Raw genomic sequence first — 24848 nt, forward strand, 5'->3', positions numbered from 1 at the left:
CCATCAATCTAGCGCTATGATCAAACATCGATGTCTGGTATGTCAGGTGCTTGTGAGCGTAAGTGATGTGTTCGGGTCAGTACATGCTCTTTCACGTCGGCCATGTAATGTCGGTCGTCATTGGTAAAGTGTGGCTCTTGAGTAATTGTCTCGATGAACTGCTGTTGTGTTAGCGTGTTGATGACTTTATCCGCCAAATCGGTTAACAGGCGAGACAAGAGCTTTTTATTCACCCCGCAGGTCTCTGCGAAATCAGCCATTTGGTAGGCGTTAATGCTTTCGGGGTCAAACTCATCACCCATCGCCATTGCCAGTACATGTTTGAACTGCGGGAACATGGCCACATTCACTAAATCATAGGCAGGCGTGAATCGACTATTACGCTTGTCAAAAAACAGCGAGACGTTTTTACCATGACTGTCGTAGTTGCTGATCATCAAATTAAATAGCTGCCAGTTGATTAGCCATTGAAGACTCTCAACAGGCGATGCCATCGTTTTTGCCAGTTCAAAGAGTCGGGGTAAGCTGGCACCATCTCGAATATGCTGCACATCCCTGCCATCACCTAGGTTTCGCTCGTATTTATAGTCGCGTGGCAGGTTCAGAGCTTGGCAGCCATCAATCACATGTCTTCGAAAGACTTTGAACTGATCAGGTGCATACTTACGATCAAACCGTTCCACAATCAGTGCAGGGTATTGTTCGAATCGCGTGAACCGTACTTCTGTGGTAGGCAGTCCCACTGCCTTTGACAGCTTCATACAGAAGTATTCGTTGAGTACGAGGTTGGGACAATTGTGCCTCTCAAACTTGAGAATATGCGTTGAGCATAACGTTCCATCGCCAAACCCGATTTGTCCTTGCTCGTTGATGAATATATTGAGCTTGTCTTGTACTCCCGCCACACTCAGGCGTGGTTTGTCGTCCCATGTTAACAGGCCAATGTCTTCCTTGCTGGCGAGCCGCTTGGTTAGCTCGTCGGTTTCGATCACTCTAAATTGTGGCTCACTTGCCTCTGGTGAAACCTCAGCACCTTGTTCACTCGCCTTAAACGAAATGGCCCCTGCCAGATCATTGCCAATGGCTCTGACTTGGGAATAGACATTTTTCTCTGAAACACCAAGATGCTCCGATAGCAGTTTCCGCGCTTCCCCTTCGGGAAGTGCGTTGTCTAGATAGTTGTAGGCGACTTCGGGAGAATGGAGGTTATCCAACGTCAGTGCGGGTGACAGTGGGAAGCCTGCTTGCTGCCAATCCTGCTCATATTCAAGCTTGAGTAGGTTAGTGCCTTTATCCAAGGTTAACGTGCCAATACGTTGCTCTGCCAAATGAATGAGCAAGGTATATTCTGAGGGTTGGCTGATGTTATTTGCTGGCATAGTTTTCATACCCACTCGTCATCACTGACACTTGAGTCGTCCCATTTTTCAAGAGAGTCAGGTGAAAGCGACGGTGAGGTAAGCTTGATACCCAGCCCACGTAGCACCGCAAACACGGCGGCAAGGGTGCAATTATCATTACCATTTTCGATACGCGACAAGGTATTGATCCCCACGTTACATAGAGCGGCACAATCAGCGAGCTTCATACCCATCGCCGTGCGTTTCGCTTTAATCAGTTGTCCCAACACATGCGCGTCATTTATAAACTGTGTTTGAGGCATTTTTGAGGAAGTCACTTTCTTCGCCATTGCTGTGTACCGATATAAATATTCATTAGTATCGGTGATTATAGGTGCTTACGAATAAATCACAAGTATATTCACCTTTATCGGTGAATATACTTAAGCAAAACCATTAACCTATTATAAATCACCGTTAACGGTTAATATTCGCCCGGCTGGGTATCATTACGTCTACAGGCTTGGCTCTGATACATGGCATGTCATTGGCTTATATTGAATAAGGGGCATTACCAACTCAGCCAGTCGATTCAGGGCGTCGATGCGCTCTGGGAAGAATCCATAGCAATCATAGGTTTTTTCAACTCCCTTTAGGCTGTGATTCATACACTTCTTCGCGACGTCTCTGCGCACTCCTAATTTAGACAGTAAGGTACGAAACGTGCGCCTCAAATCATGCAATGTGAAGTGATGGACACCTTCCTCTTTCATGTAGTTGGGACCTTGCTTACGGTTGCCATAGCTAATGCCAAACAGGCAGGCGACAGCATCATTGATGGTATCCGGTGAGATGTGAGGGTGCTTGCTGGCCCTGCGTTTGGGGAAAAGATATTCATGATCACCACTGAGAAGATGAAGATCATGAAACAGTGGTAATACTCTATCCGGGATGGGGATCACCAACGCGGCATCGGTTTTGGTGTTGTTTGCATACAACTTAAACGTTTGCCGCTTAAGGTCGATTTGTTCCCACTTAGCTGAGAGCAGTTCCATTTTTCGGTTACCTAGTAAGAGTAACAGCGCCAGTGCAATATAGGTACTGCGCGGGATCTTGATGGGATGCTGGCGCAACACAGTAAACGCAGATTCGATTTCCTGCTCTTCTAAAAAGCGCTGCCTCTTGGTATCTGCACCGCCCGCATCATCCACCTGAGAAAACTCTTGCGCAATGTTAATTGTCACCGCGCCATATTTCGTTGCTAAACGGTAAACGCGTTTTATAAACAGGAGCACCTGATTGGCAATGGCCGGACGGCCGGAGTCCAACACGCGCTGGATGACGTTGTCGATATCATAACTATGAATACGGTCGATACGGATGTTGCCCAGATGAGGCTTTATCTCATTGTTGTATACGCGCTCATACACGTAAGCGGTCTTTATTTTGGTGCGCTTCTTTTCTAGGTACTTGTTGGCACAATCATCGAATGTGATCAGTTTCGGCTGCTTTTGACGTTCTATATCTAGTTTAGGATCGATGCCGTCATTGAGTTTTTGTCTCCAATCGATGGCGAGCTTAATGGCGCCTTCAAGGTTAAGCAGTTCTTCATGGTTCTTGCCATACCCGCCTATTTTATACTGACGGCGTTTACCAAATAATTGGTAACGGATGATCCAATTGGCTGTGCCTTTGGATTTCACATCGAGATAAAGACTTGGATAGACGCTTTCAAAGGTGGGGTGGCCGGATTGCACCAGCGCATCAACATGTTTAGCCGTTTCTAAAATATTCATCAGCTTTCCCTCATTATTCGGAACAAAAATTGCGAATAAAATGGGGGATAAGCTGGACCAAAAGTCACCACTTTGGTCACCACTTGGGGCCTAAACTAGCTCATTTTTTATTAGCTAGGATAAATAAATGGTGACTAATCCTTAAAAAAGCATGTTAAATCGCCAATTTAAGCCCAAAATATACTAGAAAACTTGTTATTCGATGTTTTGGATCTGCTCGCGCATCTGCTCAATCAGGACCTTTAACTCCACTGCGGATTGGGTGATATCGGCGTTGATGGATTTGGAGCCCAAGGTGTTAGATTCGCGGTTGAATTCCTGCATCATAAAATCTAAGCGTCGGCCACAGGCTCCACCTTTTTTCATGATTTTTTGGGTTTCTGCTACGTGGGCTTTCAGGCGATCCAGTTCTTCAGCTACGTCCAGCTTTTGTGCCAGCATCACCATTTCTTGCTCAACGCGGGTTTCTTCCAGCTCTACTTTAGCTTCTTCAAAACGGGCGATGAGTTTATCTTTTTGCCATTGGATTACTTCTGGCATGTGGGCTGCGACTTTGTCTACTTCCACTAAAATGGCATCCAGACGTTGGTTTATCATGGCTTCAATGGCTTTGCCCTCACTAGCACGAGCTTTTAGGAAATCTTCAAGGGCTTCATCCAGGCCAGCTAGCAGGGCGTTTTGAATTTCATCCATGTCTGTTTCTTCGGTAGCCACAACGCCGGGCCAGCGCAGAATGTCCACTGGGTTAACACCGGTGGATTGACCATGAGACTGCACCCAGTCAGCGGCGCTAAGCAGTTGTTTGGCTAAATCTTTGTTCAGTGTCACATTGTGGACTGTGGCATCTTCAGTGCTAAAACGCAGTGCACACTCTACTTTGCCGCGTGCCAGCTTGGCGCGAAAGCGTTCCCGTAAAATAGGTTCCAGTCCCCGAAATTGTTCGGGTAGGCGAAAATAGGTTTCCAGAAAACGCTGGTTAACTGAGCGAATTTCCCACACTGCAGTGCCCCAGTCGGCTTTAATTTCTTTACGGGCGAAGGCAGTCATACTGTGGATCATTGGAGCTTTCCTGATTCTGTAAATTAAGTGGCCTATGGTAGCGCAAACTGATTTAGGTAAAAAGCGATTCATGGCTGTCCTGATATTGCTAATGATTGTCCTGTTTATTAAATGGGTTAATTTGTTACTAAAGGTTTCAGAATGTAATATGATCGGCATTGCAAAAAATGGAAAAGGAGAAGAATGTGCGTAGCACTTTTGCAGTTTTATTAATGGGGCTTATGCTGGTTCAGAGTGCATGGGCAAAGGATTTAAAACCGGCTAACTTTGCGAAATGGCCAGATTATTACTCAGCCAAAATATCACCCTCTGGTGAATACATGGCGGTAGGTCTGGGGCATGGCAGTGATGCCAGCATGGTGGTTTTGGATGCGAAAACCTTTAAACAGGTTGGTGGTGCGAAATTTCAGTACCCCAAAGCGGTTGGTTCCTTTCACTGGGTAAACGATGAACGCCTGGTGGTTAAAATTGTCGAGTCAAATGAATGGGAGCATGAACCTAAGTTTTATGGTGAACTGTTCGCTGTTGATTATGACGGCGGCAAAGGCAAGATGATTTATGGTTACAGTGCTGGCAGAAATTCGGGTCCGTCACGCCTTAAAAAGTCGAAATCTACTTTTGGCTGGGCCAATATCGAAAGCTATTTGCACGATGATCCTGATCATATACTAATCTCTTCTACACCCATGTCAGCGGATATGAAAAAGTTCGCCACTCTGATGAAGCTCAATGTATACAGCGGCAAGATGAAAAGGGTGAACTATGCTCCGGCTCCGGCAGCCACCTTTGTTGTCGATCAAAAAGGACAAGAACGATTTTCCTTAGGTCTTGATGATGACGGCAATAAATTGTTTTTTGAATACGATGTTGCCAAGGAGGAATGGCTGCCATTCCCGCATATCAACATGGGTGATGGTTTTTATCCTTTGGTGTTGGATGCAGAGGGTAAACATTTGTTTTATCTGAATGATGCAGATACTGACGTTAGAGGCTTGTTCAAAATTGCATTGGAAAGCAAACAAATCACCCCTTTGTATGTCGATGAGAAAGTGGATATCACAGGGATAGAATTTAATCAGGAGCTGGACGGGGTCTATGCTGTCAGAATAGACAATGGTTTCCCTGAATACCTGGTTTTTAACAATGAAGAAGAAGAGGCCGAGGTGTTTAAAGCGTTGCTCGGTACCTTTCAGGGAATGGCTGTCACTATAATCAGCCGCACCATGGATGGCAATAAATGGGCTGTGCATGTTAGCTCTGATACTTTACCCGCTGCCTATTACCTGTTTGACAAAAAAGAATTAAAACTCACCGCTTTGTTCGATAACCTCAATGGTATGCCTGAAGCTAAAATGGGCACCACGCAACCTCTGAATGTTGAAGTCCGGGACGGTACGGTTATTCCCGCATATCTGACTATGCCCACGGCAGCGAACAAGCCTGTGCCGCTGGTGACTCTGGTGCATGGCGGTCCTCATGGTGTCAGAGATTATTGGGGATTTGACCGTGAGGTACAAATGTTAGCTAATGAGGGATATGCGGTGTTGAGAGTAAATTACCGCGGTTCCGGTGGCTATGGCCACGCGTTTAAGGAAAGTGGCTATCAACGCTGGGGAGATCTCATCCAGCACGACATAATCGATGTGACTAAATGGGTGCAGGCGTTACCTGAAATTAATGGCGATAAGACTTGTATAATGGGAGCCAGTTTTGGTGCCTATTCCGCGTTGCAATCTTCTATTCTGGCGGGGAATGTGTTTGATTGCGCAGTAGCTAATGCTGGTGTTTATGACCTGGAGCGGATGCATGATGAAGGCGACGTCCCAGAGTTCTTTTGGGGAGAATCATTCCTGGAGAGTGTATTGGGAGTAGATGAAGCCAAACTAAAAGAATTTTCGCCGGTAAATAATGTAGCTAAATTGAATGTTCCGGTATTGATTGCTCACGGAGAAAAAGACCGCCGCGCCCCCTTCAGTCATGCCAAGGCATTGAGAGAAGCAATGGAGAAAGCTGATAAGTCATTTGAGTGGTTTGTGCGCAGTACAGAAACTCATGGTTTTTATGATGTCGAAAATCGTACTGCATATTACGAGAAAGTGGCTGAATTCTTGAAAAAACATTTAAGGTAACTGATTAACCTTTAAATGTTCATTAATGGCGGGTGAAAGGGTAAACTAGCGCACAGTTTACTCTTTCTTTTTTTAACCCCCTTAAAACAGGAGTTTTTCAATGCGTCCAGGTGGCAGAACCGCTGGTCAAATCAGACCCATCACCATTACCCGCAATTTTACCTGTCATGCCGAAGGTTCGGTATTAATCGAAGTCGGCAACACCAAAGTATTGTGTAATGCCACCGTTGAAGAAGGAGTGCCGCGTTTCATGAAAGGTGAAGGTCGTGGATGGGTAACTGCGGAATACAGCATGTTGCCACGCGCCACTCATACTCGTTCTCAGCGCGAAGCCGCTCGCGGTAAGCAAGGTGGGCGCACGATGGAAATTCAGCGCCTGATAGCAAGAGCATTGCGCGCTGCGGTAGATTTAAAAATGTTGGGCGAAAATACCATCACGGTGGATTGCGACGTTATTCAGGCCGACGGTGGTACTCGTACTGCAGCTATTACCGGTGCCTGTGTGGCAATTGCCGATGCGCTCAGCTGGATGCGTAAAAAGGGCATCATCAATAACAATCCAATGAAATGTATGATAGGTGCCATTTCTGTGGGGGTTTACAAAGGTGAGCCAGTTGCGGACTTGGAATACATTGAAGATTCAGCCGCAGAAACAGATATGAACGTGGTGATGACTGACACTGGTAAGCTGATTGAGGTGCAGGGCACTGCTGAAGGTGAACCTTTCAGTTTTGAGGAGATGAATCAAATGCTGACCCTGGCAAAACAAGCTTTGGTGGAAGTGTTTGACGCTCAGAAAAAAGCCTTAGCTTAATTGCCCGGAGGTAGTCAAAATGCAAGCTTATCAAAAAGCCTTTATCGAGTTTGCCCTGGAGCGCAATGTATTGCGCTTCGGCGAATTTACTTTGAAATCAGGTCGTAAAAGCCCTTACTTTTTTAATGCCGGTCTTTTCAATACCGGCCGTGATTTAGCTAAGCTGGGCCAATATTACGCCGAAGCTTTAGTGGCCGCCAATATTGAGTTCGATGTCTTGTTTGGACCAGCCTATAAAGGAATTCCTATTGCCACTACTACTGCAGTAGCACTGGCCGAAAAGCATGATATTGATACACCTTATTGCTTTAACCGCAAAGAGAAAAAAGACCACGGAGAAGGCGGTAATCTGGTGGGTAGTCCACTGGAAGGACGGGTGATGCTGGTGGATGATGTGATTACTGCTGGCACAGCAATTCGCGAGTCCATGACTCTGCTTGATGAATGCGGTGCTTCATTGGCTGGTGTATTGATTGCATTAGACCGTCAGGAAAAAGGCAAAGGTGAACTGTCGGCTATTCAGGAAGTGGAGCGGGATTTCAATACTCAGGTTGTATCCATCGTCAGCCTGGTCGATCTGATTGAATATCTGAAAGACAAGCCTGAGATGGCGCAGCACCTGGAAAACATCACCCAATACCGTGCCAGCTATGGTATCTGAAGCTCAGCCTCAGCCATTAACCGACGACCTCAGTCAAAGTGCCAGTAAACATCTGGATGCTTTGGGGTTGAGGTGCCCTGAGCCGGTGATGATGGTGCGTCTGGAAATCCGCAATATGGAAGACGGACAAACTTTACTGATTGATGCAGATGATCCAGCGACAAAACGCGACATCCCAAGCTTTTGTCGTTTTATGGAGCACACTTTAGTTGCGCAACAAACAGAACAGATGCCCTATCAGTTCCTCATCCAAAAAGGCCAGACAAAAGCATAATTTTCAAGGGGTCAGAGTACTTGAAAATGTTTCAAGAACTCTGACCCCTTGTTAATTGCTGGATGAAGGCGTTTACGCTGTTGTTGTGGGTTTTGTGTTTGCTCACGAGTAATACGCCCACGGACAACGACAAACCCTCGATTTTTACTTCTGAAATCTCCCCCTTGTCCAATTGCGACTGCACTGACACTTTACTGATAGCAGCGATACCTGTGCCACTTCTCACGCAAGCTTTAATCGCTTCTATGCTGGTAAATTCAATCAAAGTACCGGTTAAGGCACCGGCCTGAATCAGGGCTTTCTCGAAGCGATTGCGGTAATGGCAGCCTTGCTCAGTGAGCAACAGGGTTTCTCCAGCCAGGTCATTAATGGTAATTTCCTGTTTTGTTGCAAGTGGATGGGATGGTGAAGCAACGATAATAATTTGTTCCTCGCCCAGTGAATGTTGCTCCAGCCCGGCTAATTGATGAGTGGCATTAACATCCGGATCATCAAAGATCAGAGCCAGATCAATTTCTTCGCTTAACACCAGTTGCCGCAACTGCTTAACTGCGACGGGGTGAATTTGCAGATTGGTTTCCGGATGCTTGTGGTGAAAGGTTTGGATTTCCTCAGGTAGCCGATAAGTCAGCAAGGTTTCGTATCCCGCTATGCGCACCGTTGTTTTGTGTGCGCTGTCGCCTTTAATGGCCTGCGTTGCTTCGTCTCTGAGGTTAAACAGTTTTTCACAGTATTCCTGCAGTTTAAGTCCTGCTTCGGTCAGGGCAACACCCCGTCCGGTGCGTCGGAACAGGGCCGTTTGTAACTCTTCTTCTAGCGCCTTAATCTGATTCGTAACCGCAGATTGCACATAACCCAGGTGTGCAGAAGCGTCGCTAAAGTTCTGAAACTGTGCTGCCGCTCTGAAGGTTCTTAATTTTTTAAAATCCATAATAAATCCTGGATTACCAAATAGAGATTCTGAAATATGATATCTGTAATCAAAAGATATTAATATTAATAAATGTTAAGTTGCATGATAATGACGTAAAAGGTTGTTATTAACATCAGGGCTACAATGACAGACAGGCTTCAGGCAGCGATACTCGCTTCACTTTGTGTTTTGCTTTGGGGACTCATTCCGGTTGTGGCAAAGACCGGGCAGGTGGGACTCAGTAGCGAGCAATTTCTGTTTTTTTCCAGTATTACATCATTTCTGGTTATGGCGGCAGTGGCTGGCTTTACCGGAAAATGGCGTCATTTTATGCAATTTTCTAAACCTGATTACCTAAAAATAGTTGCTAATGGTTTGTTGGGCACCTGGCTTTACTACTGGTTGCTATACCAAGGCTATTCGCTGGCAGACGGTGTTGAGGTTTTAGTAACCCAATATACTTGGCCGGTGACTATTTGTGTTTTATCCGTCGTGATCTTAAAAGAGCAGTGGCACAGATACAAAACGTTGGCAGTTGTATTGGGGTTCAGCTCAGTAGTTTTGGTGTTAACCAAAGGTGAGCTTAGTAGTGTCACTGTCAGTGAACCTCTGGCAATCTTTTGGGTGTTTGTGGGGGCCTGCAGTTTTGCGCTGTTTTCAGTGTTGAGTAAGTATTTCCACTATGAGCCTGTGGCGCTCACTACCGCCTATTTTGCCGTAGCAACAATAGCATCGGGAGTGCAGTTGAGCCTGTCGGGGCAATGGCAGTTGCCTGCTCAGGAAAGCCTGTTGCCGATACTGGTTAATGGTGCATTGGTGAACGGCATTTCCTACTTGCTGTGGATCTGGGCGATTAAAAAGGCCGACATGAGCTTCGCCACCACTTTTACTTTTGCTACACCCTTGGTATCACTGCTTTATCTGGTGCTGTTCTTTAGCGAAGCGTTTCAGCTGATCTATGGCCTGGCGTTTATCATGGCAACGTTGGCCGGGTATTTTGCCAATAAAGGGCCGCCAACTTTGCCAAAAAGCTCCTGACAAGTTACGTCAGGCTTTTTTCGATTGCAGCGCGACCACTTCGGCTTTTTCTTCCTTCAACAGGGTATCTGCTTCTACACCTTTAAACAGCTTGTTCAGGTTGTCTTTGTTTTTGGACAGGGTAATGGATAAATCTTCCATCAGGCTTTCTTCCAGTTTGATGCCTTTGGCTTCCAGGTAAATTGCCAGGTTGTCAGCGACTTCCAACATTTTGTCGTATTTATCCGCCTCTTTTTTGTCAGTCGTAACCAACTTTTCCACCCCTTTGTGCTCCACTACATACTTAGTGATTACCGCCATAGGTAAACCTCGATTTTGATACTGTTGATATATACAGTTGTTAGTATGACCCTTAAGCAGATTTTTGCAAGTCTTTCTCGGATTGTTGTTTTACTTTAAATTGTTCGCGATAGCGCGTGGGGGTGATATGCACCAGATTGCGAAAGTGATGGCGTAAGGTCATGGCATTATCAAATCCGGCGTATTGCGCTACCCGTTCTATATTGTGTTGGGTTTCTTCCAGTAGTTGTTTCGCGAGTGCCACACGCTGTTCTATCAACCAGGCGTTGGCGCTCATGTTGAAGGTGGCACGAAACTTTCGATCAAAGGTACGACGGGACATGCTGGCCTGCTGCGCCAGAGTATCAATATCAAGTTTCTGATCCAGGTTGGCGATGGCCCAATCCAGCGTTTCTGTGAACAGGTTGCGCCCCCGGTTTACCGGTTTATCCACGTATTGTGATTGACCACCACTGCGGTGAGCGGCCAATACCAATCGGCGCGCCACTTTGTTGGCTATATCATGGCCATAATCCTGACGGATGACTTCAATGCCCAGATCAATGGCTGCAGAGCTACCGGCAGAGCAGCCAATTTCACCGTCGTATTGGTACAAAACGTCATCTACATATTCACAATCCGGAAAGCGGGACTGGAATGCCTCTTTGTACATCCAGTGGGTGGTGGCTTTCCGGCCTCGTAGCAAGCCCAGTTCGGCCAGCAAAAATGAGCCAGAACAAAAAGTTAACAGGCGCTTACCCTGATAATGCAGCTTCATGATGGCGTTTTTGAGTTGAGGGGAAATCTCTCTCGGCTGACTACTCCAGGATGGAATCACCAACATGTCGTAACCGTCCAGATGCTGTACTTTCTTACTTTCAATAAGCAGACCACCAGTGGCCAGTTGCTGGCCGGGTTCAAAGGTGACGATATCTGTCTGGTACCAGCTATCTATGTCTGGTCTGGGGAGCGCAAAAAGTTCAGTGGCGCAGCCCAGTTCAAATAATGCCTGATGATCGAAGGTTAAAATTGCCACGCGCTTCATTGCGATACCTCACTTTTTCATATGGCCTAATCTTAACGAACCTTTGTAAATAAGCCAATGTTAATCCGAATATATTTTGTTCATACTTTTTAGCGTCACAATCAACGGAGAAAAACCATGGCATCACCGGTAGCCAGAATACCTGCAGCATCCTCCACTCGTGCATTAGCACATTTTGAGTCTTTGCTGGAATTTGAAACAGATTGTTGGGATGTGCATTTCGCCATGAGCAATCAACGTCAGGATTTTATTTTGTTGGATGTCAGGGCCGAAAGTGTCTTTCAGTCGGGGCATATCAAAGGGGCGGTGAATTTGCCGCATGCAAAAATTAGTGAGCAAACCCTGGCGGAATATCCTTCAGATAGTTTGTTTGTGGTGTATTGTGCCGGTCCTCATTGCAATGCGACGGAGAAGGCAGCGATACGTCTGGCTAAACTCAATCGTCCGGTGAAGAAAATGATTGGCGGTGTAACCGGTTGGATTGATGAGGGCTTTCAGTTGCACACAGAATGAGCCTGCACAGCTAATCCAGGCATTCTTCGAATGACTTGAGGTAGTGTTTTAAACTGCATGTGGCACTGGTAGCGAATGTTTGCTCGGTGAGTTGAATATCGCTGAACCTTTCAAAGCGAAAGTTGCGATAATCATCCCGCAATTCGCACCAGGCCAATAGCGTCCACTTGCCAAACCAACCGAGAATCCCCAAAGGCCAGAGTATGCGTTCGCTGCTCTGGCCCTTAAGATCATGGTATTTGACTGATATTTTCAGGTGATTTTCACAAGCCCTGCGCAGCAGCGCGTGAGTTTCTCGGTAGGGAGCATCTTCCTCAAAAATCGGAATACAGTAGGGCTGTCGCTCTAGCAGCAATTTGGTGGATTCAGGTAACACCGCTTTGAATTTGTCTGTGGCTTTCTGGGCCGCTAATGCCAGACTGGGATCGGTGAAAGCCTGAGTCATCTGACTCCCCACTAATAATGCCAGCGCTTCTTCCGGGGTAAACATCAGCGGCGCAAGCTGGTTTTGTCGCCCCAATAAGTACCCTATGCCAGGTTCACCTTCAACATTTACTCCGGCAACCTGTAGCGAACGGATATCCCGGTATACGGTGCGGATGGAGGTTTCCATAACATCGGCAATGGCCTCTGCAGTAATCGCAGTGCGACGACTGGCCAGCAGGGTAAAAAGACTAAATAGGCGTTCTGCTTTTTTCATTGGTGAAGCGCTGTTTTCACGGTTGTGATATCTGATTTTACTGACACAGTTGTCAGAATTTGTCAGTAGTGATCAATCACTGAGGACAATATCAAACCTGATGGCGTCTTGTCCCTGCCACTGGGATTCCGACTTGGTAACACTGCCTTCTACCTGGTAATGAGCCAGAGTACCTTTGATTAAGCCTACCGCCAAATCTTCAAAGTGGCGGGAAGATAAGTAGTACATGCAGAGGTGAGAATCAGACAAACGTTCGTGGAAAAACTTAGGTAATTCCGCATCCGGGTAGAGTTTTAAAACTTCTACGTGGATATAACCGTCAATGTTGGACATAAAGTCGAACGCATCTTTTGCTTCAGAAAAAAACTGTGGATAGCCTTTTACAAATTGACCCAATAAGTGATTGCCAAATGCTTCCAGAAGTTCTGGTATTGTCACCTGTGTACGCTCGCTGAGGGCTACCACTAACCTTACAATTTCCTCATGGTCGTAAGTACCAACGGTAGTGTAAGCACCATCATTGGGCAGATTAGCGGCATCGATGATCTCATCCAGGATCTCGTCAGAGAATACTTCTTCCACCATATCCATAAATTCGGTAAAAACTACACCTTTCACTCTCGGCTCTCCTTACACTTGTATTGCTTTGATAAATGGCATTTCTTCAGGACCTTTCAGTTGATGATATGGGGTAAAAAGTGGACCAACTGTTTGCGCCACCAGGGCCAGTCGTGGTCAACGTCATGACCCCAGAAATCCACCCAGGCATCCACTTGTTTTGCTGCCAGAATAGATTTCATAGTGGCAGTGTCTTCCATCATTTCATCTTCCCAGGCTCCCTGACCCACACACAGGATAATTTTACTGTTCTGATATCTGCTCAGATACCAGGGATCATTCATATTGGGGAGATAGTCTAACGGTGAATTGAAGTACAGTTGTTCGGTGCCATAATTGCGGCCCAATACCTTTTTGATGTCGTACACACCGCTGAATGCCAGCACCGCATCAAAAACTCCCGGTTCTTTGAAAAAGAAGTTAGCGGCATGATAAGCCCCCATACTACACCCGTGGGTGGCAATCCCAATTTTGCCGCCGCATAGTTGCCAGATAAAAGGCACCACCTCATCGGTAACATAGCGGTGAAATGCTTCGTGCCGGCCTCCGATATGCTCATCGCTGGCTTGCTTATTCAGCCAGGTTTCTTTATCTATGCTGTCGATACAGATGAATTTTAGCTGGCCATTGTTGATGAACTCTGAAGCGGCCTCGATCATTTTAAAGTCTTCAAACTCATGAAAGCGACCACCAGAACTGGGGAATACCAAAACCGGTTTACCGTAATGACCATATACCTTGAGTTCCATCTCCCGGCCAAGACGCTCGCTGTACCATTGGTGATATTCGATATGCATGATGGTTAAACCTTTTCCAGGATAGCATGGCAAATGGCCAGCATTTCGTCTTTTTCGTGACAACAGAAAATATAGCAGTATTGACCCATAGCGCGAGCAAATACCTGGGGCACATCACCCTGGTAGCGGATCAGGTGACCGTATTTTTGCTGAATGTCGTGGTGGCAGAGTTTATATTGATAGTGGTGCTTGCGACCCACGTAGGCGCAATAGTGATTAATGCTAAGATTTTGCGTTGGCGCGTTATGACAAAGTGCATTGGCCCATTCATCATATAGGTTGGCGTCCATCGCGAAATTGAACATGTCCATCGCCCGTCCACCGGGCGGACGCATATTCACTTCCAGGCAGAGCAGTTTGTTGTCTTTGTAGCGCCGAAAAAACTCAAAGTGGAAAAACTGCATTCTGAGATCGTATTCTTTGAGTACCTTTTTACCTTCGATAATAAGGTCATCCGGGATTTGGCGGTCGTAATAGTAGTAGATGTCCAGGTCTTTGTTGACGATATCCATTACCCCTGAGGAGTAGGTACAGGACATTAAAAACAAGGGGGTGCCGTTGTAGTCCACCATGCCGTCAAAGGTAAAAATATCACCTTCGATAAATTCTTCGAAAAAGAAAATCGCATCGCCTTTGATGCGCAGAAATTCTTCCAGGTCGCCGTGATTGCTTATCCGATAGGTACCGGAAGCGCCCACACCTTTATCCGGTTTGGCCACCAGAGGATAGCCATATTTTTCCACAAAAGCATGGGCTTGTTGCGCGGTAGCCACGACCGCGCCTTCTACTACGGAGCAGCCCGCTTGCCTGAAGCGGCGTTTCATATCGGATTTGTTTTTGACATCCGGCAGAATGCTTAGATTGATGCCGGGTATATTAAAATCGGTTCTTAAATGGGCTTCCAGCTCCAGCCAGTGTTCATTGTGAGCATTAATCTGATGGATACGACCGTGTTTGTGAATCAGTGCGGCGACCGCCCGGTATACCTCGTCGTATTTTTCCAGTGAACTGGCCTGATAATAATCTGACAGGTTAGCTACCAGCTGTGGCGGCAGACTTTCAAATGGCGCGTCCGATAGTCCGATAACATTGACGCCGCGTTTTTTTAGGCCCTCACAGAACAAATAATAATTGGGTGGAAATTGCGGAGACAGAAAAATAAAATTCATTGTAACCCCTCAGGTTCCGGTAAGAGTTTGTGTCAGGACTCTTTACCAAACATAAATATTAACGGTCGCCAGACGCGATTTGCCCAAGCCGCTTCGTTATGCCACGCACCTTCATCTTTAAACCACATTAGATTATTTCCTTCCCGATAGCCACGTTCTTGCAACACTTTAAGCATGTTTAGACAGCCGGGCATCAGTTTACGCTCTAAATCTTGTGTGCCGTTATCCAGATAAAGGCGGGCGTTTAGCTTGTGTTTGGGATTCGCCTTTACCATTTGCCAGGCATTCACCACAACCGTGGTTTTGCCCCAAAATAGCGGTGACAGGCAGGCGGCATGACCAAATACAGATGGATAATACCAGGCTGCTAAAAAGGAAATGAGTCCACCCATGGATGAACCCATAACCGCCGTGTGCTTTTTGCTTTTTAGTGTGCGATAGCTGGCGTCAATCATGGGCTTTATTTCTTCTACGATAAAACGCAGATAGTCCCGTCCTTTCTGGTTGTCAGCGTATTCTTCCAGTCTGTCTTCGGTATTGTACAGGCCAACAATAATCGGTGGTGTGATTTGACCCTGAGCGGCTAACGATTCAATGGTTTCATCCATGCGCCAATCGCTGTGTAAAAACGCGGTATTGGGATCCACCAGGTTTTGCCCATCGTGCATATACAACACTGGGAACTTCCTGGTGGGGTTGTTTAAATAAGCGGTTGGTAGCCAGACAATCACTTCTCGCTCACGAAAGCCTTTGCCGCTGATGTGTCCCAGATAGTCCACTTTGCCGAGTATTTGATCCTGCATAGGTGGTGGATTGTTGTGCCAGTGGTTTACCGATAATTGTAGTTCTATATCGTCATTGGCCACCACCCGAAAATTCTGTTTTGCGGCGATTTCGTTGAGGATGGCCTCGTTTTCCCAGGTTCCATCGGTGATTTTGAACTCCAGTCCAGTGCCTTTGGGTACCTGCAGGCTGTTTCTCCAGATACCATTGTGATTGTGCAACGGCAAGCCTTCTGGTTGCCAGTTACCTATACTGGCGTGATTTCCGGTAACCCAAAGTGCAGGCCCCCGGTGTTCGGCCTCAACGGCAAAATTTATAGTGCTGGTGGCTGTCATCTTTACGAGCTTAGTTTCTGTTCTTCCGGTTAGCATGATACTGATAATCCGCGCCGAACCAAGCACTCAAATTTTATTTAGCGATTATTGTCATTTACCCATTGTTGTATCAGTTGCCGATAGTGATGAATAAATTGCTCTTGTTCATGATCTGGAAATATCTCCTGTACGGTGGCTACGATAATCTGGTCAAACTCTTCAGAACGGGTAAAGTGCCACATGACTTCGTCGAGGTTTTTGAGCGCTGTTTGTCGGAATTCCCAGTAGCGCTCTGTATCCAGATGTTGATCCGCCAGCTTGGCGTACTCCCGCAGCTTTTCTTTAAAACTGCGATCAGAGTCGGCAATTTCGTAATAGGGTTTGATATCCATGGTGACATGCATAGGACGCTCAGTTGCGAGGCAGAATAAAGACCAGGCATACAATGATGAAATCGCCCAGGGAAAGTAATAATGCAGGCTGGTGAGGGCGATATCCGGGCAGGCATTGGCAAAATCCATTGGCCAGAGTTGCCCGTCTTTGTATATGGCCTCACAGGAATTAAAATCCCAGCGGAAAAAGGCATTGATCACTTTTGTGGTCAGCAGGGCTTCCTCATTGGTGTCGTCGTCCACCACCTTATCGGTGAGCACATAGCGTAGGTGTTGCGGTTGTGCCGGGTCGTACTTAAAGCTGCGCACATCGGGACCAATACCCAGGCAACGCACAAACACATCAAAATTATCCAGCCCTTTTTGAATGTGCATCAACTCTTTATCCGAGGCGTGATAGGCCGCCATCAATTCTTCTTCGTTGTCCACCCGGGTAACGCCACGCCAGCCTCCGCCATCGAAAGGCTTCATAAATATCGGATAACCTATATTTCGGGCTATTTCCGGGAGGTCAAACAAATCGTGGTAGCGGGCTGCTGTGGCGCCGTATTTCTTGTTATCGGGCCCCACTTTGGGCGGTAAAAACCAGGTTTCCGGAACGTTGAATCCCAGCCGCATCATAGCGCAATAGGCACTGTGTTTTTCCATGCTCTGAAAACTGAACGGGTTGTTGAGCAGGTAAAGGTCGTTCATCAGCGCGGCTTTTTTCAGCCATTCTCTGGGGGTAAAGTGCCAGTAAGCCAGACGGTCAATCACCAGGTTGTAACTGGTGCCATGTTGCAGGCTGAAGGGATGAATTCGCACCCGTTCAACGTCGATCTGAGTCTGCTGGTTTTGCCAATTAAATTTAGAGCCCATCCAACGAGAGAGCCCTTCAAATGCTCGCGGCCAGTCCTCTTCATCGCCTAACAATAATCCTAGTTTTTTGTGGTTCATGTCCTGCTCACTGTAACTGCACTTATCCGATATAGGTGTAGACGCTAAACCGAGGGATAGCAAACGGCAAACTGGCACTGATTGACCGAGTGTTTAAATAATAACCACATGCTCTCTGATTAGCTTTCCCTTTACGTAAACTGAATATCTCTGCAGCCTTTTAACGGTAAGGGATAGGGCGTTAAAAAAGCGTTAACAAATGAAAAAATTGTGCGTATAGTCAAATTACCTTTGTTGTTGTGTGACGCTTTTTTAAGTGAGAGTTAAGGCCCGAAAGAACGCAACAAATGATTGCTATAAAGTATTCGGTACGTATTAAAATCAGAAAAACAAGGAGGCTGGGATGGGCCAGCATGAAGTCAGTATAAATCGTTCCGCAGATGCGATTCGCTTGTTTATGCGGCATTTGCTCAGAGACATCCAGGCACTTGAGCAAATGCTGGAAAACGACATGTTCGAAAAGGACAAAAGTCGGATTGGTGCCGAACAGGAATTTTTCCTCGTAGATGCTCATATGCGACCCGCTTCCGTGGGGCATGATTTACTTAACGCTCTGGATGAAAATTATTTTACACCTGAGTTGGCGCTGTTTAATCTGGAAGCGAATCTGGATCCGCAAGAATTTGATGCTTTAAGTCTCCGACGTATCGAAACTCAGTTAAAACAACTCACACAACAAATCCGGGATAAGGCCAATGAAATGGGCGCCTATGTGGCCCAGACCGGCATCTTACCCACAATCAGCAAATCCGACCTCAATCTCAGTAACATTACCCCGAAACCCAGATATCGCATGATCAATGAAGTGCTTTGCGGTATGCGTGGAGAAGACAGTCGGCTTAACATTGAAGGTTTGGATGAACTGATGTTCACCCACGACAATGTGCTTATTGAAGCCTGTAATACCAGCTTTCAGCTGCATTTTCAGGTGACCCCGGAAGATTTTGCCACTTATTACAATATCGCGCAGGCCATTAGCGGCCCCTTATTGGCACTGGCGGCAAACAGTCCAATACTGATGGGCAAACGTCTGTGGCACGAAACCCGAATTGCTCTTTTTCAACAGGCCATTGATACTCGCTCTGCCAATAAAGCCAATCGCGAGCAGGAGCCCAGAGTTTGGTTTGGCAATCACTGGGTAAAAGAATCGGTGCTGGAGTTATTTCAGGAAGATATTGCCCGGTTTAGGGTGTTGTTTGCTCAGGATATTGATTGCGATCCTTTCGACGCTCTGGAGCGGGGTGAAGTCCCCAAATTACAGGCGTTGTGTTTGCACAATGGTACAGTGTATCGCTGGAATCGCGCCTGTTACGGGATCAGCAATGGCAAACCTCATTTGCGCATAGAAAATCGTATTTTACCAGCAGGCCCCACACCGCTGGATACCATGGCCAACAGTGCCTTTTATCTGGGCTTGCTGTGTGGCTATAGCAAAGAAGTGGGGGATATCTCCAAGTGTATGGATTTCTCCGATGCCAAACTAAATTTCAATAATGCCGCTAAGCATTCTATGGAAACCGATTTCCACTGGTTCAAAGGCAAGAAATACGGATTTGAAGATCTGGTGTTACAGGAGTTGTTGCCATTGGCCAAAGAAGGCCTCAGAGATCGGGGCATTGATTCCACAGATATCGACAGATATTTGGGAGTTGTTGAAGAGCGCACCAAACACAACCAAAATGGTGCCATCTGGATGTTGCGTAATTACAACACCATTCTGGATAAAGGCATTAAAAAAGAGAATGCCTGTCGCGTGCTGACCGCATCCATGTTGAACCGCCAATCATCGGGTGAACCAGTGCACGCCTGGAATGATATTACACCTCCGGAAATTACCGCTATTAAACAGCACAATCAACTGGTGGAGCAGGTGATGTCTACTGATATCTTTACCGTGCACCCGGATGATCTCATTGATTTAGCAGCGAAGATAATGCACTGGAATCACATTCGGCATGTGGCCGTTGAAGACAACGGCAAACTGATTGGGGTTGTGTCTTATCGCAGTATTCTGCAGATTTATGGCAAATACGCTGCTCGTGGTGATGTGCACCTGGTGCCTGTGCAGGAAGTGATGAGTAAAGAGCCCATCACCATTACGCCCACTCATACCATTGACGAGGCTATGTATCTGATGCGCACCCACAAGGTGGGTTGTTTACCGGTACTGTCGAAAGACGGCCTGGTGGGTATGCTGACCGAGGCTGAGTTAATGGACGAGTTTTCTAAATGGCTGGAAAAGGGGGGCTAAATCAACCATCTTCTCATGCGAACCTGACGCCTGATTATTTACTGATAATTGGACTGTCCGCTGGGGCCTTGTAAGCAACTGTTCCCCGGATCAGCTTAGCAGCAGGGCGTTCAAAATAGCGACAGGACAGCCAGGCTAAGATTATTGTCAGGGTTAAACTCAGGAATAATTTTAGTTCAGTGTTTAGCGACCACTGTTGCACCATTCTGATAATGGGTAAGTGAAACAGATACAGGGAAAAAGAGATTTTACCTAAAAAATCTCCCAGCTTGTTAGCCAATAGCCGGTTATTGTCTGGCACCAGAAAAACCACGGCTGCGAAAACACCGCTCATTACCAACAGTACTTCATAACTAAGCCACATTCGTTTAATTGCATCCGTGGTCACCGGTGAAAATGACGGGTAGAGCAAAGGAATTAACAACAAAGCCAGCAAAAAACGGTTTTTGCGCATGTAAGCAGGTACCGTCAGGGTGCGATAGTGCATACCCAATAGCAGGCCCACAAAGAAATAAGGTAAGCTTCTCAAAACCCTGAACAGGTTGTAGGGCATACCGTGGAATTCGCCCACCCAACGTGGAAAGTTACTGAAAAACAACGCAACAAGAACTGTAAATACAATGACATAGATATATCCAGCACGATGCCTTGCCAGAGGCCAGATTAGAATGAACAGCAGGTAAAAGATGACTTCTGGAGAAATGCTCCACAATACACTTTCGCCATAAATGAATAGCAAATGTGCGGCAAGGGTGCCTGTATCCGGAATGTTGTAAAGAGCATCCGAACCGGATTTTGTCAGCCACCAGGAGGCCAACACCATCAACAGGTATAGTGGCAATATACGCCCGGCCCGGGCCAGCAGATAATCCTTAACATTGGTTTGGTTGTAATCCCGGTGTAAATACAAATGGGACATCAAAAAACCGCTTAGCAGGAAAAACAGCATCACACCGTATTGTCCTGCGGCACCACCCAATACGCCATTCAGCCATTGTGTTTCATCACTAAAATGTGAGAAAAAACGATGAAGGCCGCCAGGCCTCTGAGGGTATTGAGTTTTCTTATTTCCAATTTATTGTCTTCCGTTTCTGCGACAGGGGATTATGCCTTGAGAACTTCAGATGTAAACCTGGGAACGCCCTGAGGTAAAAAACTGGACTTTTTAGCGGGTTCACATTTTGTGCAATTCTTGTATCATAAATCAGCAATTTAAATCAGGGATAGATATGAAAAACAGGAAATTGATTGTCCGCAAAGGGATTTTTGTCACTTGCATCGCGCTGGCGATTTTATTGATCGCCAGAGCCAGTTGGGCCGCCTTCGGGCAAGGTATAAGCTTGATAGTTCACCCAGAATATTTGTCCGGTCTGCTGTTGCTGATAGTCAGCCAGTTCATTGCACCGCCTGAGTCGGCACAGATTAAAAATGAATAAAGCATTTTTTCAGCTATCGCTTGAAGTTTACTGATAAACTCCCATCTTCAGAGTGGATGTTGTTGTATGAGTGGGAGATTTTTTGGAACGGGTTTTCGCGGAATTAGATAGTGGCCAACCAGGCCCTTTGATCATAGTAGTTGCCGCATTACATGGTAATGAGCACGTTGGCTTTCGGGCCATGGATCGATTGGCTGTTACCCTCAAACATGAAGACTTTGTGGGGAAAATTGTCGGTATCACCGGTAATTTGATCGCCGCTAATCGCAATGAGCGTTATATCGAACGGGATCTTAACCGCTTTTTTGTATCAGACTACCTCAACGAGAGCCATTCCGATGTGCCGGAATGGCATGAAGCGCGGCATCTGATCGATCATATTAATGGCTTTATCGAAACTCATCCTAAAGAGCAAAAAGTGTATTTGCTGGACATGCATTCTATGTCGGGGCACGGCACGCCATTTACCTGTTTTCCCCATACTCAGGTCAATGAAAGTATTGCTCATCAGTTACCCTTGCCCGCCATCGCCGATCTGGTGGAAATACTGCCAGGCACTTTAACCGCTTATTACGCTGATAAAGTAACCAGCACCATGGTGGTGGAATGTGGTCAGCATGATGCTGAGATTACTCAGGTAGTGGGAGAAAACGCATTGGCCTGTTTTTTACGTATCACGGGCTGTTTGATTAACCCCGAACGTTACCAGCAGGCCGAAGCTTTTTTACGAGCTCACACTGAAGGTGCTGCTGAAATCTTCACCCGAGTCAAATATCGATATCACATCGCGCATCAGGGCTTTTTTGAGATGTTACCCGGCTTTACGAACTTACAAGTCATAGAACAACAGCAACTGTTGGCCAAAGATAAAGGCGTTGAAGTACGAGCTTCGTTTGCTGGGCGAGTGGTATTGCCCAGTTATCAAAAGCAAGGAGATGATGGCTTTTTTATAGCTGTGGATGAGGTTTGAAGGCGAACAATAGAGGCCTGTTTGTGGTAACAGGCCTGATGCTATAAGTATAAGGCTTTATTGCTTAAACAATACCGTCACAGCTGTTCCCTGGGCCACTATACTTCCTGAAACCACCGGGCCATTGGCCTGATAGCCTTCACCATTTTGCATAGCGACCTGCCAATTGCCAGCCGGTAAACTGTAGCTGTAATTATCAGCACTGTTGTAAATCACCAGTATTTCAGACCAGCTATCGCCATTGGCCTGAGCATCAATATGATTCACTACAACGCCGTAGCGGGGCAGGGTGGTCGTGATGTGATTGTTCACTTCATCCCAGGTGTTCATTCTGAAACCCGGATGGGCATTGCGCATACTGATCACACTGGCGTAATAATCCACGATATCCTGATGGTCCTGTTTCCATTGCCATTGATATTTGTTGATGGCATCTCCGGCGTTGTAGCTGTTGTGAACTCCCTGTTTGTCTCGCAGCATTTCCACGCCGCCGTGCAAAAACGGGATACCCTGACTGGTAAGCACAATGCCGTTGGCAAAATTCTGAATGCGTTTTAAATAGGCTGAAGTGTGGGAAACGCCATTGAGTGTCGCCCATTCCAGAATTTTGTCCCGCAGTGTGAGGTTGTCATGAGCAGACACATAGTTGATGCTTTGTTCCGGATCCATGGCAAACATGGCATCCCAGGTGTCAATTACGACATTGGCATCCTGATTGAAGCGAATCGCCCCGCGACTGCCCACTTCGATACGCCAGGTGTCCGGATTGGCGTTGAAGGCGTAACAATCTCCGGAATTACAATCACCGTTATCATTCTGCCCCTTGATGGCTTCCCGAAACTTGGGATTAAACACGCCTACATGGGATTCGTGTACCCGGCCTATGGTGCCCAATCTTACTCTGGAGTCTTCCCGTTCATCAACACAACCAAAACAGCCAGGCCAGGGTTCGCCGTACATCAGGATATTTCGACCGGGCAGAACGGATTCCAGATGTGCGCCCCAATCACCAAAGTTCTGATAGCTAAACACGCCCACTAAATCAAAGCGAAAACCATCAATTTTGTATTCAGTGGCCCAGTATTCCAGCGAATCGCGAATCATACGGCTTACCATAGGCACACCGTCATCGATGGTATTGCCCACCACCAGATTTTGATGATAAAAGTACTGGTTACTGATGTTTTCAAACATTTCATTGCCGTAGGTGTGGTTGTACACCACGTCCATAATGACCCGGATACCGGCTTTGTGAAATTCGTTGATCATGTTCTTAAATTCTTTGACCCGGTTTTCGTAGTCAGTTGGGGTCAGAGAATAACGCTCTTCGGGAATGTTGTAGTTGCGCGGATCGTAACCCCAGTTGTAACAATCATTGCTGTCCGGCAATCCATCGCAGGTGGCAAAGTCGTAAACCGGTAACAGCTGAACGTGGGTAACGCCTAGTTCTTTCAGGTGATCGATACCGGTTTTTAAGCCGTTGAACTCGGTGCCGGATTGCACCATGCCCAGATACTTGCCTTTTTTATTGGCATCGACACCGGAGCTACTGTCGATGGTGAAGTCTCTGACATGCACTTCATAGATTACGGCATCTTCTCGCTCAATTAAGGTCGGAGCGCCTGCCCAACCACCATCTGGCTGTAATCGGGACATATCCAAAACGATATTGGTGTGGCTTTGCGGCTCAATCATCTTTCCGTAAGGATCTCTGACCTCAATGCCATTGATAAGAAAGGTATATTCGGCCAAATGTAGATCGCCGCTGACGGTTACCTGATAGACATCGCTGTAACCATTGAAATTGGGCACTAGCGTATGCGGGTAAAGCTGGCCGTTTACCTGCACTTTAACGTCGCTGTGATCCGGTGACCAGATGGAAAACACCGTTTGTGTCGGGCTGTATTCAGCGCCTAAAAAGTCCACCGGCTGTGCACAGTTTTGACTACAGGTGCTGGCTACTGACAGGTTGTATGCCAGGGTTTGGTCGTTGACCGTGACCAGGTAGCTACCATTAACTGAAGTATAAATATCTGCGCCACTTAGCTCCAGAATGCCATTACTGTCACTGTCGCCATAGTTTTGTGACCAGTCACCAGAAATATCCAGCTTAAAGCGCTGATTGGCCTGACCATCAAAATCCACCTGAGTTTGCCAGGTATTATCCGCCACCAATTGCATGGCAGAGGTTCCCCAACCATTAGCGGTGCCCCGAAAATACAGCTGCGTAAAATTGCTGCTGTATCCGGAGCCTGTGCAACTGCTTACCGGGTTTGCTGCAATGGCTTTGCTGGTGGCGTTAAATTCAATTTGGTAACTGGATTGACCGGCTACAGTATAATCGCTGGTGGGGTAGTTTTCGCCCCAGTCGCCATAACGGTCTATTTTAAATCTGGGGCCACCACTGGCATCACCAGCGTCGAAGCTCTGGCAGGTGGTGAAAATATTGTTGCCCTGATCCGTCAACGCCGTGGTGTTCCAATTATTGGGTGTACCGCGGAAATACCAGTCGGCACTGACACTGCCGGACACTGCACTTAGCAGCATGAAAAAAGTAAGTTTGTTCATTGTTGTTTGCTCATAGGTTTGCCCCGATAGTGCCAGTGGCACTGTCGGGGCGA

The 24848-nt window shown here is 46.7% G+C and carries 24 protein-coding genes; 9 read left to right on the forward strand and 15 right to left on the reverse strand.

Going from position 1 to position 24848, the window contains the following annotated elements; translation table 11 throughout:
- Window positions 1-20: 20 nt before the first annotated feature.
- From ACXAD8_RS18385 to ACXAD8_RS18400, 4 genes are all read right to left on the reverse strand, one after another.
- Window positions 21-1379 carry a HipA domain-containing protein gene (locus ACXAD8_RS18385; RefSeq protein ID WP_475231430.1) on the reverse strand — a complete coding sequence of 453 codons (1359 nt, stop codon included), beginning with the start codon at window positions 1377-1379 and terminating at the stop codon, window positions 21-23.
- A gap of 5 nt (window positions 1380-1384) precedes the next feature.
- On the reverse strand, window positions 1385-1690 hold the full coding sequence (locus ACXAD8_RS18390) for a helix-turn-helix domain-containing protein (protein ID WP_475231431.1): 306 nt from the start codon (window positions 1688-1690) through the stop codon (window positions 1385-1387).
- A gap of 165 nt (window positions 1691-1855) precedes the next feature.
- Window positions 1856-3136 (reverse strand): tyrosine-type recombinase/integrase, encoded by a 1281-nt coding sequence (locus ACXAD8_RS18395; RefSeq protein ID WP_475231432.1) that lies wholly within the window; start codon window positions 3134-3136, stop codon window positions 1856-1858.
- A gap of 195 nt (window positions 3137-3331) precedes the next feature.
- A complete protein-coding gene (locus ACXAD8_RS18400; protein WP_475231433.1) occupies window positions 3332-4195 on the reverse strand; it encodes a YicC/YloC family endoribonuclease in 864 nt (287 codons plus the stop codon).
- Between the two features lie 185 nt (window positions 4196-4380).
- On the opposite strand from ACXAD8_RS18400, the gene ACXAD8_RS18405 reads away from it, so the two are divergent.
- The 4 genes from ACXAD8_RS18405 to tusA all read left to right on the forward strand — a co-directional run bounded on the left by ACXAD8_RS18405 (window position 4381) and on the right by tusA (window position 8073).
- Window positions 4381-6324, forward strand: a complete 1944-nt coding sequence (locus ACXAD8_RS18405; RefSeq protein WP_475231434.1) for an alpha/beta hydrolase family protein — start codon at window positions 4381-4383, stop codon at window positions 6322-6324.
- Window positions 6325-6424: 100 nt separating this feature from the next.
- Window positions 6425-7138 (forward strand): ribonuclease PH, encoded by a 714-nt coding sequence (gene rph / locus ACXAD8_RS18410; RefSeq protein ID WP_475231435.1) that lies wholly within the window; start codon window positions 6425-6427, stop codon window positions 7136-7138.
- Window positions 7139-7157: 19 nt separating this feature from the next.
- Window positions 7158-7799 carry an orotate phosphoribosyltransferase gene (gene pyrE, locus ACXAD8_RS18415; RefSeq protein ID WP_475231436.1) on the forward strand — a complete coding sequence of 214 codons (642 nt, stop codon included), beginning with the start codon at window positions 7158-7160 and terminating at the stop codon, window positions 7797-7799.
- Entirely contained in the window at window positions 7789-8073 is a 285-nt protein-coding gene (gene tusA / locus ACXAD8_RS18420; protein WP_475231437.1) for a sulfurtransferase TusA, read from the forward strand. The genes pyrE and tusA overlap by 11 nt, the downstream gene beginning before the upstream one ends.
- Window positions 8074-8104: 31 nt before the next feature.
- On the opposite strand, the gene ACXAD8_RS18425 is transcribed toward tusA, so the two are convergent.
- A complete protein-coding gene (locus ACXAD8_RS18425) occupies window positions 8105-9004 on the reverse strand; it encodes a LysR family transcriptional regulator (RefSeq protein ID WP_475231438.1) in 900 nt (299 codons plus the stop codon).
- A gap of 126 nt (window positions 9005-9130) precedes the next feature.
- Here ACXAD8_RS18425 and ACXAD8_RS18430 point away from each other — a divergent pair, with 126 nt between their 5' ends.
- Entirely contained in the window at window positions 9131-10024 is an 894-nt protein-coding gene (locus tag ACXAD8_RS18430; protein WP_475231439.1) for a DMT family transporter, read from the forward strand.
- Between the two features lie 9 nt (window positions 10025-10033).
- On the opposite strand, the gene ACXAD8_RS18435 is transcribed toward ACXAD8_RS18430, so the two are convergent.
- Window positions 10034-10324: a YebG family protein gene (locus ACXAD8_RS18435; protein ID WP_475231440.1), complete on the reverse strand. Its 291-nt coding sequence runs from the start codon at window positions 10322-10324 to the stop codon at window positions 10034-10036.
- A gap of 52 nt (window positions 10325-10376) precedes the next feature.
- On the reverse strand, window positions 10377-11348 hold the full coding sequence (locus tag ACXAD8_RS18440; RefSeq protein ID WP_475231441.1) for a helix-turn-helix domain-containing protein: 972 nt from the start codon (window positions 11346-11348) through the stop codon (window positions 10377-10379).
- 117 nt (window positions 11349-11465) lie between these two features.
- On the opposite strand from ACXAD8_RS18440, the gene ACXAD8_RS18445 reads away from it, so the two are divergent.
- On the forward strand, window positions 11466-11861 hold the full coding sequence (locus tag ACXAD8_RS18445) for a rhodanese-like domain-containing protein (RefSeq protein ID WP_475231442.1): 396 nt from the start codon (window positions 11466-11468) through the stop codon (window positions 11859-11861).
- 10 nt (window positions 11862-11871) lie between these two features.
- On the opposite strand, the gene ACXAD8_RS18450 is transcribed toward ACXAD8_RS18445, so the two are convergent.
- The 6 genes from ACXAD8_RS18450 to ACXAD8_RS18475 all read right to left on the reverse strand — a co-directional run bounded on the left by ACXAD8_RS18450 (window position 11872) and on the right by ACXAD8_RS18475 (window position 17570).
- Window positions 11872-12561 carry a helix-turn-helix transcriptional regulator gene (locus tag ACXAD8_RS18450; protein WP_475231443.1) on the reverse strand — a complete coding sequence of 230 codons (690 nt, stop codon included), beginning with the start codon at window positions 12559-12561 and terminating at the stop codon, window positions 11872-11874.
- Between the two features lie 72 nt (window positions 12562-12633).
- Window positions 12634-13179 carry a heme NO-binding domain-containing protein gene (locus ACXAD8_RS18455; protein ID WP_475231444.1) on the reverse strand — a complete coding sequence of 182 codons (546 nt, stop codon included), beginning with the start codon at window positions 13177-13179 and terminating at the stop codon, window positions 12634-12636.
- Window positions 13180-13235: 56 nt separating this feature from the next.
- Complete coding sequence (locus ACXAD8_RS18460) at window positions 13236-13976, reverse strand: esterase family protein (RefSeq protein WP_475231445.1); 741 nt, start codon at window positions 13974-13976, stop codon at window positions 13236-13238.
- 5 nt (window positions 13977-13981) lie between these two features.
- Window positions 13982-15145, reverse strand: coding sequence for an ATP-grasp domain-containing protein (locus ACXAD8_RS18465; protein ID WP_475231446.1), 1164 nt, complete (start codon window positions 15143-15145; stop codon window positions 13982-13984).
- Between the two features lie 32 nt (window positions 15146-15177).
- Complete coding sequence (locus tag ACXAD8_RS18470) at window positions 15178-16299, reverse strand: alpha/beta hydrolase-fold protein (protein WP_475231447.1); 1122 nt, start codon at window positions 16297-16299, stop codon at window positions 15178-15180.
- Window positions 16300-16340: 41 nt separating this feature from the next.
- Window positions 16341-17570, reverse strand: a complete 1230-nt coding sequence (locus tag ACXAD8_RS18475) for an ATP-grasp domain-containing protein (protein ID WP_475231448.1) — start codon at window positions 17568-17570, stop codon at window positions 16341-16343.
- Window positions 17571-17913: 343 nt separating this feature from the next.
- Between ACXAD8_RS18475 and ACXAD8_RS18480 the strand changes: the two genes are divergently transcribed.
- Complete coding sequence (locus ACXAD8_RS18480) at window positions 17914-19821, forward strand: CBS domain-containing protein (protein WP_475231449.1); 1908 nt, start codon at window positions 17914-17916, stop codon at window positions 19819-19821.
- Between the two features lie 34 nt (window positions 19822-19855).
- On the opposite strand, the gene ACXAD8_RS18485 is transcribed toward ACXAD8_RS18480, so the two are convergent.
- Window positions 19856-20800 carry an acyltransferase family protein gene (locus ACXAD8_RS18485; protein ID WP_475231450.1) on the reverse strand — a complete coding sequence of 315 codons (945 nt, stop codon included), beginning with the start codon at window positions 20798-20800 and terminating at the stop codon, window positions 19856-19858.
- Between the two features lie 250 nt (window positions 20801-21050).
- On the opposite strand from ACXAD8_RS18485, the gene ACXAD8_RS18490 reads away from it, so the two are divergent.
- Together ACXAD8_RS18490 and ACXAD8_RS18495 are read left to right on the forward strand one after the other, a co-directional pair.
- Entirely contained in the window at window positions 21051-21257 is a 207-nt protein-coding gene (locus ACXAD8_RS18490; protein WP_475231451.1) for a hypothetical protein, read from the forward strand.
- A gap of 82 nt (window positions 21258-21339) precedes the next feature.
- A complete protein-coding gene (locus tag ACXAD8_RS18495) occupies window positions 21340-22227 on the forward strand; it encodes a M14 family metallopeptidase (RefSeq protein ID WP_475231452.1) in 888 nt (295 codons plus the stop codon).
- Between the two features lie 57 nt (window positions 22228-22284).
- Here the strand turns inward: ACXAD8_RS18495 and ACXAD8_RS18500 are convergent, their stop codons facing one another.
- The gene (locus ACXAD8_RS18500) at window positions 22285-24795 is read right to left on the reverse strand and encodes an alpha-amylase family glycosyl hydrolase (RefSeq protein ID WP_475231453.1); all 2511 of its coding nucleotides are present in this window, start codon (window positions 24793-24795) and stop codon (window positions 22285-22287) included.
- Window positions 24796-24848: the final 53 nt, after the last annotated feature.

The organism is Planctobacterium sp. AWH2_060, from assembly GCF_056158425.1.

Coding starts and splice junctions, on each gene's coding strand:
- ACXAD8_RS18425 (WP_475231438.1), bottom strand. CDS start 9,004: ATGGATTTTAAAAAATTAAGAACCTTCAGAGCGGCAGCACAGTTTCAG.
- ACXAD8_RS18490 (WP_475231451.1), top strand. CDS start 21,051: ATGAAAAACAGGAAATTGATTGTCCGCAAAGGGATTTTTGTCACTTGC.
- ACXAD8_RS18440 (WP_475231441.1), bottom strand. CDS start 11,348: ATGAAGCGCGTGGCAATTTTAACCTTCGATCATCAGGCATTATTTGAA.
- ACXAD8_RS18450 (WP_475231443.1), bottom strand. CDS start 12,561: ATGAAAAAAGCAGAACGCCTATTTAGTCTTTTTACCCTGCTGGCCAGT.
- ACXAD8_RS18400 (WP_475231433.1), bottom strand. CDS start 4,195: ATGATCCACAGTATGACTGCCTTCGCCCGTAAAGAAATTAAAGCCGAC.
- rph (WP_475231435.1), top strand. CDS start 6,425: ATGCGTCCAGGTGGCAGAACCGCTGGTCAAATCAGACCCATCACCATT.
- ACXAD8_RS18385 (WP_475231430.1), bottom strand. CDS start 1,379: ATGCCAGCAAATAACATCAGCCAACCCTCAGAATATACCTTGCTCATT.
- pyrE (WP_475231436.1), top strand. CDS start 7,158: ATGCAAGCTTATCAAAAAGCCTTTATCGAGTTTGCCCTGGAGCGCAAT.
- ACXAD8_RS18500 (WP_475231453.1), bottom strand. CDS start 24,795: ATGAACAAACTTACTTTTTTCATGCTGCTAAGTGCAGTGTCCGGCAGT.
- ACXAD8_RS18460 (WP_475231445.1), bottom strand. CDS start 13,976: ATGCATATCGAATATCACCAATGGTACAGCGAGCGTCTTGGCCGGGAG.
- ACXAD8_RS18480 (WP_475231449.1), top strand. CDS start 17,914: ATGGGCCAGCATGAAGTCAGTATAAATCGTTCCGCAGATGCGATTCGC.
- tusA (WP_475231437.1), top strand. CDS start 7,789: ATGGTATCTGAAGCTCAGCCTCAGCCATTAACCGACGACCTCAGTCAA.
- ACXAD8_RS18470 (WP_475231447.1), bottom strand. CDS start 16,299: ATGCTAACCGGAAGAACAGAAACTAAGCTCGTAAAGATGACAGCCACC.
- ACXAD8_RS18430 (WP_475231439.1), top strand. CDS start 9,131: ATGACAGACAGGCTTCAGGCAGCGATACTCGCTTCACTTTGTGTTTTG.
- ACXAD8_RS18445 (WP_475231442.1), top strand. CDS start 11,466: ATGGCATCACCGGTAGCCAGAATACCTGCAGCATCCTCCACTCGTGCA.
- ACXAD8_RS18465 (WP_475231446.1), bottom strand. CDS start 15,145: ATGAATTTTATTTTTCTGTCTCCGCAATTTCCACCCAATTATTATTTG.
- ACXAD8_RS18395 (WP_475231432.1), bottom strand. CDS start 3,136: ATGAATATTTTAGAAACGGCTAAACATGTTGATGCGCTGGTGCAATCC.
- ACXAD8_RS18390 (WP_475231431.1), bottom strand. CDS start 1,690: ATGGCGAAGAAAGTGACTTCCTCAAAAATGCCTCAAACACAGTTTATA.
- ACXAD8_RS18475 (WP_475231448.1), bottom strand. CDS start 17,570: ATGAACCACAAAAAACTAGGATTATTGTTAGGCGATGAAGAGGACTGG.
- ACXAD8_RS18435 (WP_475231440.1), bottom strand. CDS start 10,324: ATGGCGGTAATCACTAAGTATGTAGTGGAGCACAAAGGGGTGGAAAAG.